At 51.0% G+C, this 19,077-nt stretch carries 21 protein-coding genes; 10 read left to right on the forward strand and 11 right to left on the reverse strand.

What is annotated here, in order from left to right:
• Positions 1 to 101: 101 nt before the first annotated feature.
• From ebgR to AB7038_RS10085, 4 genes are all read left to right on the forward strand, one after another.
• On the forward strand, positions 102 to 1,091 hold the full coding sequence (gene ebgR, locus AB7038_RS10070) for a transcriptional regulator EbgR (protein ID WP_368889010.1): 990 nt from the start codon (positions 102 to 104) through the stop codon (positions 1,089 to 1,091).
• Between the two features lie 266 nt (positions 1,092 to 1,357).
• A complete protein-coding gene (gene ebgA, locus AB7038_RS10075) occupies positions 1,358 to 4,420 on the forward strand; it encodes a beta-galactosidase subunit alpha (protein WP_369453252.1) in 3,063 nt (1,020 codons plus the stop codon).
• A complete protein-coding gene (locus AB7038_RS10080; protein ID WP_369453253.1) occupies positions 4,417 to 4,866 on the forward strand; it encodes a beta-galactosidase subunit beta in 450 nt (149 codons plus the stop codon). Before ebgA ends, AB7038_RS10080 begins: the two co-directional genes overlap by 4 nt.
• A gap of 79 nt (positions 4,867 to 4,945) precedes the next feature.
• Entirely contained in the window at positions 4,946 to 6,412 is a 1,467-nt protein-coding gene (locus AB7038_RS10085) for an amino acid permease (protein ID WP_368889013.1), read from the forward strand.
• A gap of 211 nt (positions 6,413 to 6,623) precedes the next feature.
• Here the strand turns inward: AB7038_RS10085 and AB7038_RS10090 are convergent, their stop codons facing one another.
• Positions 6,624 to 7,121: a hypothetical protein gene (locus AB7038_RS10090; RefSeq protein ID WP_368889014.1), complete on the reverse strand. Its 498-nt coding sequence runs from the start codon at positions 7,119 to 7,121 to the stop codon at positions 6,624 to 6,626.
• 94 nt (positions 7,122 to 7,215) lie between these two features.
• Positions 7,216 to 8,520 carry a uracil/xanthine transporter gene (locus AB7038_RS10095; RefSeq protein WP_349419474.1) on the reverse strand — a complete coding sequence of 435 codons (1,305 nt, stop codon included), beginning with the start codon at positions 8,518 to 8,520 and terminating at the stop codon, positions 7,216 to 7,218.
• A 108-nt stretch (positions 8,521 to 8,628) separates the two neighbouring features.
• On the opposite strand from AB7038_RS10095, the gene ghrB reads away from it, so the two are divergent.
• Together ghrB and AB7038_RS10105 are read left to right on the forward strand one after the other, a co-directional pair.
• A complete protein-coding gene (ghrB, locus tag AB7038_RS10100; RefSeq protein ID WP_368889140.1) occupies positions 8,629 to 9,606 on the forward strand; it encodes a glyoxylate/hydroxypyruvate reductase GhrB in 978 nt (325 codons plus the stop codon).
• Positions 9,607 to 9,809: 203 nt separating this feature from the next.
• The gene (locus AB7038_RS10105) at positions 9,810 to 10,217 is read left to right on the forward strand and encodes a hypothetical protein (RefSeq protein ID WP_369453254.1); all 408 of its coding nucleotides are present in this window, start codon (positions 9,810 to 9,812) and stop codon (positions 10,215 to 10,217) included.
• Positions 10,218 to 10,245: 28 nt separating this feature from the next.
• On the opposite strand, the gene AB7038_RS10110 is transcribed toward AB7038_RS10105, so the two are convergent.
• Positions 10,246 to 11,118, reverse strand: a complete 873-nt coding sequence (locus tag AB7038_RS10110; protein ID WP_369453255.1) for a GNAT family N-acetyltransferase — start codon at positions 11,116 to 11,118, stop codon at positions 10,246 to 10,248.
• Between the two features lie 130 nt (positions 11,119 to 11,248).
• Entirely contained in the window at positions 11,249 to 12,196 is a 948-nt protein-coding gene (locus tag AB7038_RS10115) for a cation diffusion facilitator family transporter (RefSeq protein WP_369453256.1), read from the reverse strand.
• Between the two features lie 447 nt (positions 12,197 to 12,643).
• Here AB7038_RS10115 and AB7038_RS10120 point away from each other — a divergent pair, with 447 nt between their 5' ends.
• Positions 12,644 to 13,081 carry a universal stress protein gene (locus tag AB7038_RS10120; RefSeq protein ID WP_004238583.1) on the forward strand — a complete coding sequence of 146 codons (438 nt, stop codon included), beginning with the start codon at positions 12,644 to 12,646 and terminating at the stop codon, positions 13,079 to 13,081.
• Between the two features lie 49 nt (positions 13,082 to 13,130).
• Here AB7038_RS10120 and psiE read toward each other — a convergent pair whose 3' ends face one another.
• The gene (gene psiE, locus AB7038_RS10125) at positions 13,131 to 13,532 is read right to left on the reverse strand and encodes a phosphate-starvation-inducible protein PsiE (protein ID WP_123568420.1); all 402 of its coding nucleotides are present in this window, start codon (positions 13,530 to 13,532) and stop codon (positions 13,131 to 13,133) included.
• A 132-nt stretch (positions 13,533 to 13,664) separates the two neighbouring features.
• A complete protein-coding gene (eco, locus tag AB7038_RS10130) occupies positions 13,665 to 14,189 on the reverse strand; it encodes a serine protease inhibitor ecotin (protein ID WP_369453257.1) in 525 nt (174 codons plus the stop codon).
• 323 nt (positions 14,190 to 14,512) lie between these two features.
• Between eco and AB7038_RS10135 the strand changes: the two genes are divergently transcribed.
• Both AB7038_RS10135 and AB7038_RS10140 read left to right on the forward strand, forming a co-directional pair.
• Complete coding sequence (locus AB7038_RS10135) at positions 14,513 to 14,725, forward strand: DUF465 domain-containing protein (RefSeq protein ID WP_368889017.1); 213 nt, start codon at positions 14,513 to 14,515, stop codon at positions 14,723 to 14,725.
• 145 nt (positions 14,726 to 14,870) lie between these two features.
• Positions 14,871 to 15,119, forward strand: a complete 249-nt coding sequence (locus AB7038_RS10140; RefSeq protein WP_369453258.1) for a YecH family metal-binding protein — start codon at positions 14,871 to 14,873, stop codon at positions 15,117 to 15,119.
• 75 nt (positions 15,120 to 15,194) lie between these two features.
• Here AB7038_RS10140 and AB7038_RS10145 read toward each other — a convergent pair whose 3' ends face one another.
• Complete coding sequence (locus AB7038_RS10145) at positions 15,195 to 15,446, reverse strand: DinI family protein (RefSeq protein WP_101924225.1); 252 nt, start codon at positions 15,444 to 15,446, stop codon at positions 15,195 to 15,197.
• A 119-nt stretch (positions 15,447 to 15,565) separates the two neighbouring features.
• Between AB7038_RS10145 and AB7038_RS10150 the strand changes: the two genes are divergently transcribed.
• Positions 15,566 to 15,922, forward strand: coding sequence for a nitrous oxide-stimulated promoter family protein (locus AB7038_RS10150; protein ID WP_024474904.1), 357 nt, complete (start codon positions 15,566 to 15,568; stop codon positions 15,920 to 15,922).
• Here the strand turns inward: AB7038_RS10150 and AB7038_RS10155 are convergent.
• From AB7038_RS10155 to AB7038_RS10170, 4 genes are all read right to left on the reverse strand, one after another.
• Positions 15,913 to 16,467, reverse strand: coding sequence for a GNAT family N-acetyltransferase (locus AB7038_RS10155; RefSeq protein WP_369453259.1), 555 nt, complete (start codon positions 16,465 to 16,467; stop codon positions 15,913 to 15,915). The genes AB7038_RS10150 and AB7038_RS10155 overlap by 10 nt on opposite strands.
• Positions 16,468 to 16,538: 71 nt before the next feature.
• Positions 16,539 to 17,249, reverse strand: a complete 711-nt coding sequence (locus AB7038_RS10160; protein ID WP_369453260.1) for a bactofilin family protein — start codon at positions 17,247 to 17,249, stop codon at positions 16,539 to 16,541.
• Positions 17,250 to 17,669: 420 nt separating this feature from the next.
• Entirely contained in the window at positions 17,670 to 18,293 is a 624-nt protein-coding gene (locus tag AB7038_RS10165; protein ID WP_368889021.1) for an ABC transporter ATP-binding protein, read from the reverse strand.
• Positions 18,280 to 19,068: an ABC transporter permease gene (locus AB7038_RS10170; protein ID WP_108656508.1), complete on the reverse strand. Its 789-nt coding sequence runs from the start codon at positions 19,066 to 19,068 to the stop codon at positions 18,280 to 18,282. The genes AB7038_RS10165 and AB7038_RS10170 overlap by 14 nt, the downstream gene beginning before the upstream one ends.
• Positions 19,069 to 19,077 lie beyond the last annotated feature (9 nt).

The raw sequence follows: 19,077 nt of genomic DNA on the forward strand, positions 1-19,077 counted from the left end.
TTTTTACTAAAAGTTTCTGTGCTACTATAAGCAGCTGTTACTGCCTGAATGATGCCTGTTGCCCTGCCGCAGTTCCCGGCCGGAGGAGAAAGAACAAAAAAATGGCCACGCTAAAAGATATCGCCCGGCAAGCCGGTGTCTCACTCGCGACCGTGTCGCGGGTGCTGAATGACGACCCGACACTCAGTGTAAAAGAAGAAACCAAGCTGCGTATTCTGGAAATCGCCGAGAAACTGGAATACACCGTTTCCGCTCAGCGCCGTCACACCCCGGGCAAACGTCAGGCACAGCGGCTGCATTTTCTGGCGGTTTACAGCTATCCGAAAACAGCGGAAATTAATGATCCTTACTATCTCTCCATCCGCCACGGCATTGAATTACAGAGTGAACGGCTGGGTATTGAGCTGACACACGCTTATGAAAACAACCTGCCGGAGACGGTTTCCCGCCCGGACGGCGTACTGCTGATCGGACATGGTGCCCGCGCGGTACTGACAGATGTGCAGGCGCTCTGCTCTGCCGTCTGTTTTGTCGATTTCAGCGATCGTCAGAGTGATTATGACGCGGTGGATATTGACCTCGCGTATATTGCGCAATCCGTGACCGATTTCTTTATTGCACAGGGGTATGACCGGATAGGTTTTATCGGCGGACAGGATTCCCCGGCGGCGGCGGATATCCGCGAAGTCGCATTTACTGAATACGGCTCGCTGCGCGGTGTGGTGCGCGGGGAAGATATCTATCGCGGGGATTTCTCCAGCGCGTCCGGTTATGCTCTGGCAAAACAGATGCTGGCCAAAGAGAGCTACCCGAAGGCCCTGTTTGTCGCTTCTGACTCCATTGCTATCGGCGTGCTGCGCGCCCTGCATGAACAGCATATTGCTATCCCGGAGGATATCGCCCTTATCAGTGTCAATGATATCCCGACCGCCAAATTTACCATTCCGTCACTGTCGACCGTCCGCATCCACTCCGAAGTAATGGGCAGTCAGGGCGTGAATCTGCTGTTTGAACGTCTGCGTGACGAGCGGCAGGAGCCGCTTCAGGTCTTTGCCGCCTCCCGCCTTATTCTGCGCGGCACCACGAAGTAACCCCTTCCCTGTACTGAACAGACGGCAGCCTTTCCCGGCAGCCGTTTTTCTTTCAGTAAAATTTACCTTCTGCAAAGATGACTGCCTTTTACACAATTTAGCGTTTCAGCTCACAAGATTGTGCCGCTGTTGTGCGGATTATGTGATCAGGTTAAACATCTTAGTTTTACCGTGTAGTTTTTAGTAAAACTTTTACTAATATCCCGTTAATGATTGATCTCATCCGATAGCCCGCAGTGATTGCTGACTATAAAGAAGGAGCTTCTGTGAATAACTGGGAAAACTACACCCTGCTGCATGAAAACCGCCTGCCGCCGCGTGCCTATTTCTTTGCCTATGATAACGACACCGCTGCCCGCACTTATCAGCGTGAGCTGAGTCAGGGCTTTAAACTGCTCAGCGGGCAATGGCAGTTCCGCTATTTTGATCATCCGCTGCGCGTACCGGAGGCGTTTTATCACACGCCGATGACAGAATGGTCATCCATCACTGTCCCGAATATGTGGCAGATGGAAGGCCACGGACAGCTTCAGTATACCGATGAGGGCTGGCCGTTCCCGATTGATGTGCCGTTTGTCCCGTCAGATAACCCGACCGGTGCCTATCAGCGCACGTTTACGCTGGATGAAAGCTGGTCTCAACAACACGTTATTATTAAATTTGACGGCGTTGAAACCTACTTTGAAGTCTATGTGAACGGCCACTATGCCGGGTTCAGTAAAGGCAGCCGCCTGACTGCTGAATTTGATATCACCGCATTTGTCAGCACAGGGGAAAACCTGTTATCAGTCCGCGTCATGCAGTGGGCAGACAGTACCTATATTGAAGACCAGGATATGTGGTGGATGGCGGGGATTTTCCGCGATGTGTATCTGATTGCACAACCGCCGGTACATGTCCGTGATCTGACTGTCCGCACCGATTTTGCCCCGGATTACCGCAGCGCCCGGCTGACCGCCTCTGCGGAAATTGCCGGTTCTGCAGAAGGGATGCAGATTGAGGCCGTTTTATATGACGGCAGTACCGTCTGTTTTTCGCAGAAAAAAACCCTGACTGCTGACGATCATACCATCATATTCACCGCAGATATCGATTCCCCGCACTGCTGGAGTGCGGAAGATCCGTATCTGTATCATCTGCTGATCCGCCTGTCGGACAGCAACGGCAATCTGCTCAGTGTGATCCCGCAGCGCGTGGGATTCCGCGATATTAACGTCCGCAACGGCCTGTTTTATATCAATAATCATTATGTGAAATTACACGGCGTTAACCGTCACGATAATGATGAACACAAAGGCCGTGCTGTCGGTATCCGCCGGATGGAGCAGGACCTGCGGCTGATGAAACAGCACAATATCAATGCCGTCCGTACTGCGCACTACCCGAATGATCCGCGTTTTTACGAGCTGTGCGATATTTACGGCTTGTTTGTGATGGCGGAAACCGATGTGGAAACCCACGGTTTTGCCAACGTCGGCAATCTCAGTCAGATCACCGATGATCCGTCCTGGGAGCCGGTGTATGTCGATCGCATCCGCCGCCAGGTGCATGCACAGAAAAACCATCCGTCCGTGATTATGTGGTCGCTCGGTAATGAATCCGGCTACGGCTGTAATATCCGTGGCATGTATGATGCCGCAAAAGCCATTGATGACACCCGTCTTATTCACTATGAAGAAGACCGTGATGCCGATGTCGTGGATATCATCAGCACCATGTATTCCCGCGTACCGATGATGAATGAGTTTGGTGAATATCCGCACCCGAAACCACGCATTATCTGTGAATATGCTCACGCCATGGGTAACGGGCCGGGCGGACTGAGTGAATACCAGGCGGTGTTTGACCGTCATGATGCCATTCAGGGACATTTTGTCTGGGAATGGTGTGATCACGGTATTCTGGCGCAGGATGAACAGGGTCGTCCGTTCTATAAATACGGCGGTGACTACGGTGATTACCCGAACAACTATAACTTCTGCATGGATGGCCTGATTTTCCCGGATCAAACCCCGTCCGCCGGGCTGAAAGAGTACAAACAGGTGATTGCACCGGTGAAAGTGCGCGATTTTGATGCGAACAGCGGCGAAATCACCATTGAAAACCGTTTCTGGTTCAGTACGCTGGCAGAATGTCAGATCCGCGCTGAATATAGTGCTGACGGCGATATTATTCACAGTGAAATTTTATCACTGCCTGAACTCGCCTCCCGCGAAAGCGCCCGCGTTGCCCTGCACTTACCGGCTGCTGATGGTCGCGAAATGTTTGTCAATATCATCGTCACCCGTCTGAATGCCACCCGTTACAGTGCTGCCGGACATGAAATCGCGGTTTATCAGTTCCCGCTGGCAGCCGCGTCTGCACCGGTGCTGCCGTTTATCCGCCATGATGCGACACCACTGACCGTCTGTGACGAACGGTTGGAAATGCATATTCGCGGTTGTGATTTCAGCCTCACCTTCTCAAAAACCGACGGAAAATTAATTCACTGGGAAAACCACGGGCAATCCCTGCTCGCCGCCGCACCACGGATGCGTTTCTTTAAACCGATGATTGATAACCATAAACAGGAATATGAAGGTTTATGGCATCCGGCACACCTGCAAATCATGCAGGAACATTTCCGGGGTATGGAAACAGTACAGGAAAACGGCCATGTAATTGTCACGGTGAACTCCGTGGTTGCCCCGCCGGTGTTTGATTTCGGTATGCGCTGCACTTACCGCTACACCATTGCGCCGGACGGCCATGTTGCGGTGACTCTCAGCGGTGAGCCCTACGGTGATTATCCGCATGTGATCCCGTGCATCGGCCTGGATATGGGCATCGACGCCCGTTTTGACCACGCGGAATACTACGGGCGCGGGCCGGGTGAGAACTACGCCGACAGCTGCAAAGCCAATCTTATCGGCCGCTATCAGTCACCGGTCAGTGACCTGTTTGTCAATTATCCGTTCCCGCAGAACAACGGCAACCATCAGGATACCCGCTGGCTGGCGCTGACAGACAATCATGGCAGCGGCCTGTTTGTGCGTCCTGATCAGCCAATCAATTTCAGTTGCTGGCCGTGCCGCGGGGAAGAACTCCACCGCGCCCAACATCAGCATGAATGGCAGCCGGACGGTCATATCACGCTGAACCTTGACCACGCCCTGACCGGGCTGGGCTCTAACTCCTGGGGCAGTGAAGTTCTCGACAGCTACCGTGTCTATTTCCGGCCGTTCCGTTTCGGATTCACACTGCTGCCGTTTACCGAAGGCGACTGCCGTGCGGAAACACTGGCAACACTGCATTTTTCAGGCGAAACACACTCAGGAGGCCGGGCATGATCCTGTTTACTGATTTAACGGATTTTCAGCGTTTTTTCCGTCAGGGCAAAAAGTGGCAGCGTTGTATTGAGGCCATCAATAACCTGCCATCCATTCATCCTGATGTGACCTATTCTGTCGGTGATTCACTGATATACCGCCTTCAGACTAAAGCAGCGCCGCAGCCGGATTTCCTCGGTAAACGCCGCTATTTTCAGGTGCATTACTGGCTGGAAGGAGAGGAAAACGTGGAGTATGCCGCCAAATCCGCGCTGACCACGGTAAATGCCTACTGTGATGAAACGGACCGCGAAACCCTGCGCGGCAAAGGGGAAATCCTGCTCTGCAAACCCGGCAATGTGCTGGTGTGTGAAAATCACGAGGCATACCGGTTCACCTGCACCGGTGATGTCCGCAAAGTGGTGCTTACCGTGACCATTGAAGACGGTTATTTCCTGAATAAATAAATGTGCGGGGAACCACCCCGCCTTCACCCGACAAAACAGGGCTCTGTACCCGCCCGCGTCGAGATCCACGGAGAACGCTATGTCCACATCCGCGCGTAATACCATCGGCAAGTTCGGACTGCTGTCCATGACCTTTGCCGCTGTATACAGTTTTAACAACGTCATTAATAATAATATCGAGCTCGGACTGGCCTCCGCACCGATGTTCTTTATCGCCACTATTTTCTACTTTATTCCGTTCTGTCTGATTATCGCGGAGTTCGTCTCCCTGAATAAAAACTCCGAAGCCGGTGTGTACGCCTGGGTGCGCAGTGCTCTCGGCGGCCGCTGGGCTTTCCTCGCCGCCTATACCTACTGGTTTGTGAACCTGTTTTTCTTCACCTCGCTGCTGCCGCGCGTTATCGCCTATGCCTCTTACGCCTTCCTCGGCTATGAGTATATCTTCACGCCGGTCACCACCGCACTGCTCAGTACTGTGCTGTTTGCGTTCTCCACCTATGTGTCCACCAACGGGGCAAAACTGCTGGGGCCGATGACCTCTGTCACTTCCTCAATGATGCTGCTGCTGACCTTCTCGTATATCGCACTGGCCGGTATTGCGCTGGTGGGGGGAATTCAGCCTGCTGATCCGATCACCGTGGAAGCCATGACGCCGAACTTTAACTGGGCATTCCTCGGGATCACCGCGTGGATCTTTATGGCGGCCGGAGGTGCGGAATCTGTTGCCGTGTATGTGAATGACGTAAAAGGCGGCAGTAAAGCATTCGTGAAGGTAATTATTATTGCCGGATTATTCATCGGCCTGCTCTATTCCGTCTCCTCCGTGGTGATCAACGTGTTTGTACCGCGTGAAGCACTGAAGTTTACCGGCGGCTCTGTACAGGTCTTTGAAGGGTTATCCACCTATTTCGGTCTGCCGGAGATCCTGATGAACCGCTTTGTCGGCGTGGTCTCTTTCACCGCCATGTTCGGCTCCCTGCTGATGTGGACCGCTGCACCGGTTAAAATCTTCTTCGCGGAGATCCCGAAAGGTGTCTTTGGTGCCAAAACCGTGGAACTGAACAAACACGGCGTGCCGGCACGTGCCGCCTGGATCCAGTTCCTGATTGTGATCCCGCTGATGTTTATCCCGACCCTCGGTTCCGATACCGTTCAGGATCTGATGAACACTGTCATTAACATGACCGCCGCTGCTTCAATGCTGCCGCCGCTGTTTATCATGCTGGCGTATCTGAATCTGCGCCGTAAACTGGATCATATCCCGCGTGACTTCCGTATGGGTTCACGCACCACAGGGATTGCAGTGGTTTCCCTGCTGATTGTGATTTTCACTATCGGCTTCCTGGCCTCCACCTTCCCGACCGGTGCCAACATTGCAACCATTCTGTTCTATAACGTCAGCGGGATCCTGATTTTCCTCGGCTACGCCTGGTGGAAATACAGCCGTTATGAGAAAACCCTGACTGCAGAGGAGCGGAAAATCGCCGATGCCCCGACCGCACAAACCGCGCTGGCCCGCGGCGAGCAGTCCGTTGAGAATATCTGATTATTCTGAAGATACTGAAAAGCCACCGTCCGGTGGCTTTTTGCATTTATGAACTTCTGACTTTATGTAACAGGGTGATGACCGGTAAAAAAATGAAAAGCATGCGAGCCATGGATGGCGAGCCTGAGCTTACAGGGACGTATTCACAGCGACTTTTCATTTTTACCGGTTATCGCCGGAATCACAGGCGTCACCATCCACCTTCATGCTATCAGCGCGGTGGCTGCAACTCCGCCGGCACTGCGTCTGATGTTTTAATCAGGTTAATAAAATCAATCCCCTGCGGACTGAAAATAAACAACGCATAACCGGTGGCCATTTTAATATCATCGTTGCGGGCAATCCCCGGGAAGCCCGGCATCGGTCCGCCTTTTTCAACCTGCTTAATCAGCCCCACCTGGTCAATCATCACACTGCATGCCAGCTGGCCGTTCATCTCTTTTTTATCCATCCGCACCATATCGCCCTGATACGGACGTGAGGTGAAATGATCAACACCGTTTTTGTCCTTCACGCCCACACCATACTGATTGGTGGATTTATCCAGCAGCGTCAGGGCAATACTCTGTGATTCCCCCTGCAGCGGCAGCTGATAAACACCGGTGAAATCCGGGCAGTTTTCCTGCGTCTGCGCCGGTGGCAGAGGCGCGGCACAACCGCTGAGCAAAATCGGGAGCAGTGCGGTTGCCAGCCAGAGTTTGTGCGTCATAAATATCCTTTTGTCAGTGCATTTTCCGGAGCCGGAACAGACACAAAGTCTATCACAGTTTCCCGTGCATCCGGAAAAATGCCGCAGAATTGCCCTACTTTACCTTATCCCAGCGCACCAGACTTTCTGATAATACCGCCAGCAGGATCGCCACCAGCATGCCGTTCCCCAGCATCGGGCGCAGCAGTACCGGCAGGTCGCTGATAAAGACCGCGGGCGGATTGATCAGAAAAATACCGACGAACAGCGGGATCGCCAGCCGGTAAATATTGCGCGCATTCAGGGAAATTTTATCCACGAAGGCCAGTGAGGAAAACATCAGCGGCAGATAGGTCGCCAGCATCACGGCACTGCCGATGGCGAGCGGTAACCCGCTGAAGAAAAGTGTCACCGGCGGGATCAGCCCCATCAGCAGAAACAGCACACTGCCGACCACCAGAGATGTCCGGCTGCTGTCATTGGTCTGGGTGATTAATCCCACCGAGGAGACAAACGGTGCAAACGGCACCACCGCCAGCGGTGCGGTCAGCAGCGTCACCGAGCCGGTGACAATAAAACTGCGCCGGAACAGGACATTATTTTCCTGCAGTTTATCCATGTAAAACACATCCGTCGAACGGATGGCACCGAAGGTATTACTGATATTCAGAAGCCCGGTCAGGATACAGGTGATAATCACACCCCAGCGGAATTCAAACCCGTCAGTGCTGCCGAGCGGCAGAAATTCCCATGATGCGGATGCCACATCCCGCGCCGGCGGGGAAAACAGCAGCACATACGCACCCCAGCCCAGCAGGACACCAATCAGCAGCGCATATTTGGCCACGGATACCGGGGCATACACAATCACACCCAGCACCAGGATCAGCGTTGCCAGCGCGAGGAAAAAGACCGGGTAATTCACGGTGGCATCCGGCGGCATAATACCGAACGGCAGTCCCAGCATTCCCTTCAGGAAAATAGAGACCAGCTGCGCGCCTATCATAAACATAAACACCGCCATCACCGCAGGGTTAAAAATCCGGGCAATACGGGCTCCTGCGCCGGTAAAACCAATCACCAGCGTGATAAGCCCCGCACAGGCAATCCCGATCGCAAGGTTTGCGCCGGTCACCCCCGCAGAAGTCCCGAAAGAGGCTTCCGCCACAGCGATCCCCAGAATCGTGGCCCACCACAGACCGGTCGGCCCTTCCATAATCGCGCGCTGGTGGCCGGTAAACACCTGCACCAGGCTGCCGAGCGCGGTGGCGATAAAACTGTATTGTGTGATAGTCAGCGTGGCGGCGTCAGAAAGATGAAACGCAGATTGCAGTGTCGGCGGGATCAGCACCGTATTGCAGAAAATAAAGAAATACCACTGAAAGCCGGACAGCCAGTGGCTTTTTTGCATTTTTATCATGGGGTAACGCCTTTTGGATGCAGTGTCAGATTTATTTTTAATATAGTGATAATGATCATACTATCAAAGAGAGATTATTTTGTGAGTTTTTCACTCAGAGAGGTCATGATGAAACCATCCGTTCTTGTTTACCGCGATATTCCTGACGACATCCTCACCCGCCTGTCCGCTGAATGCGATGTTCACTGCGTGGCGGAAATAGATCCGGACATTGACCCGTCAGTAAAACCGCTGCTGGCCGGGGCGGATGCTATCCTCGGCTCCGGCGGGAAAATTGACGCCCGTTTTCTGGCTATGGCCCCGAAACTGCGGGTGGCTTCCACCATCACTGTCGGTTATGACAATTTTGATGTCTCTGCTCTCAATGCGCGGAACGTGGTGCTGATGCATACCCCGGATGTCCTGACAGAAACCGTTGCCGATGCCACGATGGCACTGGTGCTGGCGACCGCACGGAAAATGATCATCAGCTCAGAGCGGGTGAAACGCGGCGAATGGACAGAAAGTATCACGCCGGACTGGTACGGTTGTGACGTCCACCATAAAACGATGGGGATCGCCGGAATGGGCCGTATCGGTGATGCACTGGCGCGCCGGGCGCACTGCGGATTCGGCATGAAAGTGCTCTACAATGCCCGCTCCCGCCATGAAAAAACCGAAAAAGCGTATCAGGCGGAGTATCGTTCGCTCGATGCCCTGCTGGCAGAGTCGGATTTTGTCTGTATCACCCTGCCGCTGACGGCGGAAACCCGCCATTTATTTGGCCGCGAACAGTTTGAGAAAATGAAACGCAGTGCCATTCTGGTCAATATCGGGCGCGGTGCCGTGATCGACGAAGCCGCGCTGGCACAAGCGCTGAAAGATAAAACGATCCTCGCCGCCGGTCTGGATGTTTTTGAACAGGAACCGCTGCCGCCGGATTCACCGCTGCTGTCGCTGGATAATGTCGTGCTGATGCCGCACATCGGCTCCGCCACTCATGAAACCCGCTATGCCATGGCTGCCTGCGCTGCGGATAATGTGCTGCGTGCCCTGAAAGGCGATGTCAGTCAGAATTGCGTCAATCCGCAGGCACGACAACAGTAATTATCCCGTCTGTACACAGCAGGTTATTTTTGCCGGATAATCTGCTGTTTCTGCTATTTCCAACCCTTTCAGATAATTATTAATTTCCATAATTATCAGATAAATACGATAGCATCGTTCGCTGATATCGTTTGATCTGTAGCACACTATTCCGGAATACGGATATTCAGGAAAAATACAGACAACGTATTGAAGGTCAGCGCATGAAAAAAATCAGATTATCACTTCTTTGTATTCCTGTTTTGCTGTTTGGCTTATTTCTGTTTTTTCATGAAACAGGACGCATTATTTATCATGAATCCGATATTTACCGTTACTATATGTACACGGACAGCGGGATACGGAATGCGCCGCGGATCTCAGAGAATTATCAGTTTGAATATATCCCGACAGAAGGGTCGGTTTCTGAAATGAGCAGTGTTGTTTTTCATGATGCACGGGATTGTGCACCACTGAAAAATTACCTGAATAATGCCGGTTATTATCTTTACCGGACGCAGGAGCAGGGACAGGATGAAATCTGGTTATCCGCACGGGATAAAAAAGTGCTCTATTCTCTGCACCGGGATAAACAGGGCCGGTTTATCCGCCTTTCCCGCAGTTCTTTATAAAAATACAGGCATCTGTCTGTATTTTCCGTCAGAAGGTGATGGAACGGCCGATACTGACCGGGTCACACCAGCGGGTTTTATACTCCCCGGACATCATGCCGTAAGAATAAATTACCGGTGCGGGCAGTTCTGCTGTCAGACAGAGATTGCGCCACATCAGCATTGTGCCGATAGAATATTTGCGTAAATTCATATCGTAGCCGATGTTCAGAAAATCAATAAATGATCCCCGCTTTGACGGTGTGGAAAGCAATAACTGAATACCCACCGCTTTACCGTCAAGAAACGCAATTTCCCCGAAAAAGTTATTATAGCAATGATGAAAAAGTGCGCGGATAACCGGATTATTTTCCACCTCATGCCCCCGCCGGTCTGCATATAACCGGAAGTAGGTTTCAAATAAAAAATCCGGCCCGACGGTGCTGACATTTTCAAATGTCCCGCCATCGGCCATAAATTTACGGATCTCTTTTTTCCGGGTGGCTTTGGTTTTGGAAGAAAAAGCAGACAGATCTTTTGAAACGGCCACATGACGCCGGGAAAACAGTGAAAATGAGCTGTTATAGAACTGACGGCATTCTGTACTCAGGGATTTGGTTTTAAATGGCAGAAAACATTTAACGTTTTTATTAAAAGGCAGCAGGATGGAGTAGCGGGGGAAATACATCCACTTCAGGCGGTTTGCGGGGTTATTATTGTCGTTTGCCAGCCAGCCGTTATCTGTACAGACAGCACCTTCAATAACGCCTTTTTTTGTGTAAGCGTAGAAATCCGGTTCAACGCCCTGCTCCATGGCGAACTTAATATAGTGCGGTGAGGTTTCCGCATTATAACCGAACTTTTCACAGCAGGCTTCATAGTCACTGAAACTGCATTTTTCCCATCCCGGAAATTTCATCATACCCGCAGCACTCTGATCATTAATGTCATTATGCCCGCTATTCTAATTAAACCGGGTACAGGTGCAACTAATAACAGAATCACCGTTGCGGGTTCATCCCCGCAACGGTGATTCTGTCAGAAGATAATAATCAGGTTGTCAGCCCGGCCCGGACGGACTGGGCGGGATCAATATGCGTCATCACACTCAGCACCTGCGGATCACGGCGGATATTCATTTCCGCTGCAATAGCGATATCATGACCTTCTTTGACCGTCAGGTTTTCATCAATTTCAATATGGACATCCACCAGCAGATAATCGCCGGACTTACGGGTTTTCAGATCATGCACCCCTTCCACCCCCGGGGTTTCCATCACAGACTGCGTGATTTTGGCAACGGTTTCTTCATCCGCACCGCGATCCATTAAATCCTGGAGAGACTGCAGGGTGAATTTCACTCCCATGCGCAAAATAAACAGCCCGACCACCAATGCCGCAATCGGATCCAGAATTTTATAACCCAGCAGACTGCCGGTGATACCGATGGCCACCACCAGCGATGATGCCGCATCCGAACGGGCATGCCAGGCATTGGCCTCCAGCATATTGGATTTCACTTTGCGCGCCACATGCAGCATATAGCGGAACAGGCCCTCTTTCGCCAGCAGTGCCAGCAGCGCGACATACAGCGCCAGCGAGTGTACTTCCGGAATAGTTTCCGGCGACATAATCCGTGAACCGGCGGTCCACAGCATCCCGCCGCTGACGACCAGCAGCAGTACGCCCAGAACCAGTGATGCCACATTCTCGTAACGGAAATGGCCGTAAGGGTGTTCCTCATCCGGTGCTTTACAGCTGCCGCGGTTGGCAATCAGTACCACAAAATCAGCGATAAGGTCAGACAGAGTATGAACCCCGTCAGCAATCAGCCCCTGTGAGTGCGAGAAAATACCCGCCACAATCTGCCATGCAGACAACAGGGTATTCACCCAGACGCTGACCCAGGTACTTTTTTTCGCGGCCGCAAATTTTATCTCACGGCTGATATCCGCGCTGTTTTCGGCGGTTTCATCCGCCTGTGCCGGTATATTGGACATAATTTAATTCCACATTATTTTTGTGGTTAATACAAAGCAAATACTTGCTGTGAATCGTGATCATTATAGTTCAGCAAACGGATTAATGCCGTTCTTTCTGAACAGGAAATAAAGAATTACAATTAACAAGGTTAAATCAGAATATTAATTCAGCGTCCGCAGTATGCCACAATATTTTTTTCACGTCTCCAATTTTATGATTTTATTTGATTTTTATAACTGAGAATCATTATTCTTATCGCTTTTAAAACGCCTTCTTTCATTTCCCGTCACTGATGACGTTATCATTATATTTTTTAATTCATTCTCTCCTTTTTATTATTGTTAATAATAAAAATAAACGATAGTTATTTTCATTTCACAAATTAAATAAGCTGCCGTCATGATCACAGCACACGCTGTCATTTTTTGTCATACTGTCACTGATTTCAGTTAACAGGAGGCTGTATGTACAACACGATTCTGGTTCCGATTGATATTCTTGAAGATGACCTGACAGACAAAATGCTGCCCCATGTGGAAGCACTGGCGAAAATTGACAATCCTAAGATCCATTTCTTTACCGTTATCCCTAACGTGGAAATGTTCTTCGGGGTGGAATACGCCTCAATGCCGGTCAGTATGCGGGAATCCGGAGAGCGCATTGAGCTGGCGCTTGCCGCACTGAAAGAAATTATTAAAGGAATTGCCGTGCCGGAAAGTCAGTACACCCTGCACGCGGCTATCGGATCAGCCAAAAACGAAATTCTCTCTTATGCCAAAGATATTAACGCCGACCTGATCCTGATGGGCTCTCACCGCCCGGGGGCGGCAACATTCCTGCTCGGCTCTACCGCAGCAACGATTGTCCGTCATGCCAAAACATCGGTGATGGTTATCCGCTGAACCCGTTTATCTGTTTATTCTGCCCCGCGTCACTGCGGGGCATGTTATTTCAGCTGCGTTTAAGCTTATCGGTATTTGCCAGATATAACGCCACGGTCAGCGCCAGTATTGACAAGGTATGGAGGAATGTCGCATTGGCATCTGAATGATCGACAATAATTAAGCGCACCATCGCCGTAATGCCGATATAGATAAAATAGCGCAGCGGAAAATGGTAGCCCGACGAAAAGTATTTCACAATTAAGGCAATAAATTCAAAATAGAGGAAATAAGTCACGATACTGTCTAATAACAGATAGGTTGTTTTCTCCTGCGCGGAAAACAGCAGATTAATCAGCGTCAGTGTTTCCTTTCCCATAAATACAATCAGCAGCACACCTAAAATCAGCAGTGCAATATTCAGAACCCATTGCAGCGCGGTTGCTATCTGGCGGGATGGCTGAAATTCCATAATCAATAGCCTCAGTAATAGACGACAATTACGCCCGTAAACAGTATGGGTTTAAGTGTACGACGAAATGATGACAGAACCGAATAAAAAAACACGGCGGATGCCGTGTTTTATATGTCAGATATTAACGGATTATTTTGCCGGTGCATCCAGCAGTTGGTTATCCGTGCTCCAGATACGGTATTTTACTTCCACATCTTTAGGGGCATACACCACAACCGGCAGGCGGCTGTTGTAACGGACAAAGGCTTCGTCACCCAGGTTAGCGCTGACAAACGCTTCATGTTTTTCATTATTGAGGCAGCCCATCATGGTGGACATCGGCCCGGCTAAGTCGCCGGTCTCATAATAGTCATAACCGAAACCCTCAACGGTTTTCTGTGTCAGCGTACCGCCGAACCACTGACGGTTGCAGTCCACCATCTGTTTTTTACCGACAACCAGCTCGATTTTGTACTGCCCTTCATCAGATTTCGGCTCTACGGCAATCACATGGCGAACCTGACCTGACGCAGCCTGCGGGAAATGTTTCAGCTCACTCATGCCATTGTCGGTTTTCACAATCTTCAGCGGCTCCATATCAGCGATTTTTGCTTCTTCAGCATAAGCGCCTGCGGCGGCGAACATGGCCATAACAGGAAGGATCAATTTTTTCATCAAATAATTACCTTGTTTTATAAGTACATTTGATTATGAAATCGTCTCATAATCTTCATGCTGACTATTAAGAACATTATAATAATCTTTAGTTCACTGCCAGAGTAAAACACAGAATATTCTTATAAATTGGCAGATAATCTCAGATAAATCATCACTGCCAGTGTGTTAAACTAATAAATCTGCCTGATACCATCAGCACCACCAATAAATCACGATATATTTATGCCATTCTGATCACGGATATAACGATACGACCCATGCATTCCGGTGTGTGTTTGTTATACTGAAAAGGCTGTATTCCCCGTCAAACAGGAGGTTCTATGCCATTTGATCAGCAAGCCCTTATAGCACAGCTTAAAGACTCAAATCCTCGTTTTGCCGCACTGTATCTGAAACATCACCAGTTAAATAATGAAATCGCCGAGCTTGAAGGCCCGAACGGCGCAGGCTATAACGACAATGTCGTCCGGCTGAAAAAAGAAAAACTGCACGTTAAAGATGAGATGCAGCGCATTTTAGCGGAGTGTCAGTAGTTTCTCCCCCTGTCAGATAACGCCCTTTTTCGCGGGCGTTATCTTATGCCTCCTTCCCTTTCGCACCATAATCTGACCTGACGCAATCTATTGCGCATCAAAAGATGCATAATAATTACATCTTTACTATCCGACCGGAGTTATTATGTCTGAGAAAGCGTCTGTCCATGGCCACGAGGTCATGAATATGATTATTGAAAGCGGGAAACATTACACCACAGAATCACTTATCGCGGCTATTCATGCCACGTTCGGCGAAAATACCCGCTTCCATACCTGCTCGGCAGAGAATATGGATGCAAAAGCACTGGTCAGTTTTCTGGCGGCACGCGGAAAGTTTATCGGTACTGAAGAGGGATTCAGCACATCAGCTGAGAAAATCTGCAATCACTGAATGGCGTAAAAAAACCGCTATCTCCCCTGAAGGCACAAAAACCGGGAGATAGCGTTTCCTGTAACAGGAAGAAAATCATGATTGCACGTTGTCATCATCCATCCAGCTGTCATCTTCCCAGATGGTCTGAATGGTATCCATCAGCGACTGTTTATCGTCGGGGGATTTCACGCCGGAAATATTAATCGTGGTCTGGCTGCTTTGCGCAATACGGAACTGCATATCCGGATATAACGGCAGGATCCGGCGTTTTAACTGGACTTCAAGGGACTGGATAAGATGCGCAGGCACTGCATTTCGTTTATCTAACAGAATTTCAATACGCATGATGTTGCTCTCCGTGAACTGTATACATATACAGTATTTTATTTTTAAATAAAAAGAAAGCAAATTTTTAGCACAGTATTTAAATTTACGGGCTTTACTGCACGAAAGAGGAGTTTCCGATGGCCGGCAAACGTATTTTGCGGGAAATTAAAACCGTTACCCGTATGGTGGAACTGTATGAACAGCGCCATCCGGCACCGGCAGATGCTCCGGAACATTACCGTGATCTGCTGGCGTATGCAGTGAAACGGCTGGAAAAATGCCGTTACGGCGAAGACAAACCGGCCTGTAAACAGTGCCCGGTGCACTGTTATCAGCCAAAACCGCGGGAAGAAATGAAAGTGATTATGCGCTGGGCCGGGCCGCGTATGCTGTGGCATCATCCGATCCTGGCTGTCCGTCATCTTATCGATGACAAAAAACCGGTACCGCCACTGCCGCAGCGCCGCCGCACGCCCCGCAATAATCAGGACTGACGCGCGCGGTAATCCGCCTGTGTGATCTTATAAAGTACATGCGTCTGTAACGGATGCCCCTGTTCCAGTGACGGATGCAGAAACTCCCGCTGATACCGCATCCCCGCCTTCACCATCACCCGCTCAGAAGGCAGATTCACTTTCGCGGTAAACGCGACAATCTCCGGCATATTCAGCGTTATAAAGGCATGGTGCAGCACGATGTTTGCCGCTTCGGTTGCATAACCTTTACCGTGGAAGCGTTTCGCCAGACGCCAGCCGATTTCAGTACACGGACTGAAATCAAACGGCGCGGACGGGATATTAAGACCAACAAACCCGGTAAATTCCCCGCTGCTTTTTTCTTCCGCCACCCACAATCCGAATGCTTTCTGCCGTTTAAAACGGCGGATAATTTCATCCGCCATCGCATCACTTTCTGCCGCGCTCAGGCAGTCCGGAAAAAAACGCATAACGTCCGGATCCGCATTCAGCGCGCGGAACGGTGCATAATCTTCCGGCATCCAGGGACGCAAATGCAGACGCGGGGTTTCAAGAGTAAGCATATAATCCTCCGGTTCATTCAGTCATAAAATATACCGGAGGAGTATAACGGATTTACGCGGGGACGGCGCGGTTACACGCGTTTAAAGACAGACGGGACTTTCTGCGGCTCTTTGTTTTTACCGTTGCCGTTCTGTGACGACGATTTCGGCGCGGATTCCTGTGATTTCTCCGCCGCTGTGTCTGCTTTTTCAGACTGCTTCAGCTCAGTCACCGCTGCCGGTTTATTATTTTCCGGGCGGGACTGCGGTGCCTGTGCGGCACCTGCTTTACCGGCAGGGGCATACGGCTCTGACTGGCCGATAAAGGTACCGCCTTTGCGGATAGAGAAATTCGAGGCCCGGCAGACGCCGTTCAGTTCACCGTGATCAAGAATCTCCAGCTGTTCGGCGGTACAGGTTCCGGTCAGCACGCCGTCAATCAGCAGGGTTTCAGCAAAAATATCCCCCTCCACCATACCGGACTGCATAATGCTGACCGAGCCGGAACGGGCTTTGATTTGTCCCTTGATTTTACCCCAGATTTGCAGGTTACCGCTGATTTCAATATCACCGGTCAGACGGGTTTCTTTGCTGATAACCGTCGGCTGGCGGGATTCAAGAGATGCCAGCGGGCGCTGTTTTTCTTCACCGCGTGCTGACAGCAGTTGGGTAATCTCATTTGCCTGAGCACTGAGTTCAGCTGCTTTTCGTTCCTCTTCTTCTTTTTCTTCTCTGGTTTTTTGCAACGGTGCCGCAACCGGCTCCGCTTCAGGGATATCTGCTTGTTTTTTCTTACCGAACATGACGTTTTTCCTTTTCCTTTCCGGGAGAATCGTAATAGCACAGATAACGGCGGCGATACCCGTTAAATAAACAGGCCACGATGCGTGTCCGGCTATCACTGCATACAGTAACAATCCCCATAAAAACCAAAGGGATGTCAGCATAATATTAAGCATGGCAGACCTTTGTGATGGTATTTTTACGTTACGGAAGATACTTTTGCATATTGTACGCAGCCGCCGCGCCGGTAAAGGGCGGATTAAGAGCAGTATCAGTATGTAATCAGGGAAATAGAGAAAGCGGTGACTATAGCCGGATACACTCCGTGTACCCTGAGACAGCATCCCTTCATTACAATCCGTCACCGCCCTCTCAGGTGTTTACCTTAACTGAAGAGGGCAGAATAAAAATATCACAATTACGTCAGGATTTTATCCCTCTCAAGCCCCTGTCGTCCCCCGGATTTTTCCGCCTTCTGCTGCTAAGCGGTATTGTGCCAGCGCCTCTGCCTCTTCAGGTTCATGCGTGACCAGAATCGTGGTGATCCCTTCTTCTTTCAGCAGATTAATCTGCGGCCATAACTGTCTGCGGGTCGCCCAATCCAGCCCGGAGAACGGTTCATCCAGCAACAACAGTGCCGGCGGTGAGATCAGTGCGCGGGCAAGTGCCACCCGCTGCTGTTCCCCGCCGGAAATCTGATGCGGAAAACGCGCCGCCAGATGTGCCACCTGCATTTTATCCAGCAGTGCCAGAGCCTGTGATTTATCCCGCTTTAACCCGGCGGCATATTGTGCAAGCCGTAAATTACCCATAACCGTCAGCCACGGAAACAACCACAGCCGCTGATTAAGATAACGGCAGGGACGTTTCCAGACCGGCAGCGGATTCAGGGGAACATCCCCGAGCCGTATGGTGCCCTGATAAGGCAGATAACCGGCAATGCAGTTCAGTAATGTGGTTTTTCCGCTGCCGGAAGGACCGCAGATCGCGGTACATTGTCCGCGCGGCAGTGTCAGCGAGAGATCCTGCAGGATCCCTGCACTCAGATGTTCAACGTGCAGCATGTGAAGGTTGCCTTTTCAGCCGGTGCAATGCGACCAGCAGAACAATCGCCAGTGCCATCAGGATCAGTGCGCAGCCGAGCGCGAGGGAAAAATCACCGCTGGCAATATTAAGATAAATAGCCATCGGCAGGGTTTCGGTTTTAAAGCGGGTGGCCCCGGCCAGCATCAGTGTGGCACCGAACTCCCCCAGCGCCCTGGAATAGGCGAGGATCCCGCCGCTCAGCAATCCCTGCAGACACAGCGGAATTTCCGCCAGCAGCAGGGTTTTTCCGGGGGTCAGCCCGAGATTCATTGCTGTGCGGACATAAGCCGGATCCACCGAGGCAAACGCTCCCTGCGCCGAACGGTACAGCACCGCTGACGCGACATAGGTCTGGGCGATAATCACACCCAGCGGAGAAAACAGCCAGCGCCCCAATTGCGGAAAAACCCCGGCCAGCGGGCCCTGACTGCCCAGCAGCAGTAACAGCCCGATACCAATCACCAGCGGCGGCGTGACCAGCGGGATATCAAACAGTGCATCCGCCACCCGCTTGCCGGGGAAATCCCCCCGCACCATCACCCAGGCGGCCGGTACAGCGATCAGAAATGCCAGCACCAGCGATGTCAGTGAGGTCGCCAGTGACATCAGCACCGCAAAATGAAATTCAGGGTCGGTAATCAGCTGAGTCAGCAGTGCCGGCGTTACCTGAAACAGTAACGCCAGCAGAGACCCGGTAATCAGACACAACAACAGTAACAAAGGCACCAGCGCCCATTTCATCACCGGATACATCAGTAATAC

Origin of the sequence: Morganella morganii (assembly GCF_041099235.1) — a bacterium.
In the GTDB taxonomy this organism is placed as follows: domain Bacteria; phylum Pseudomonadota; class Gammaproteobacteria; order Enterobacterales; family Enterobacteriaceae; genus Morganella; species Morganella morganii_E.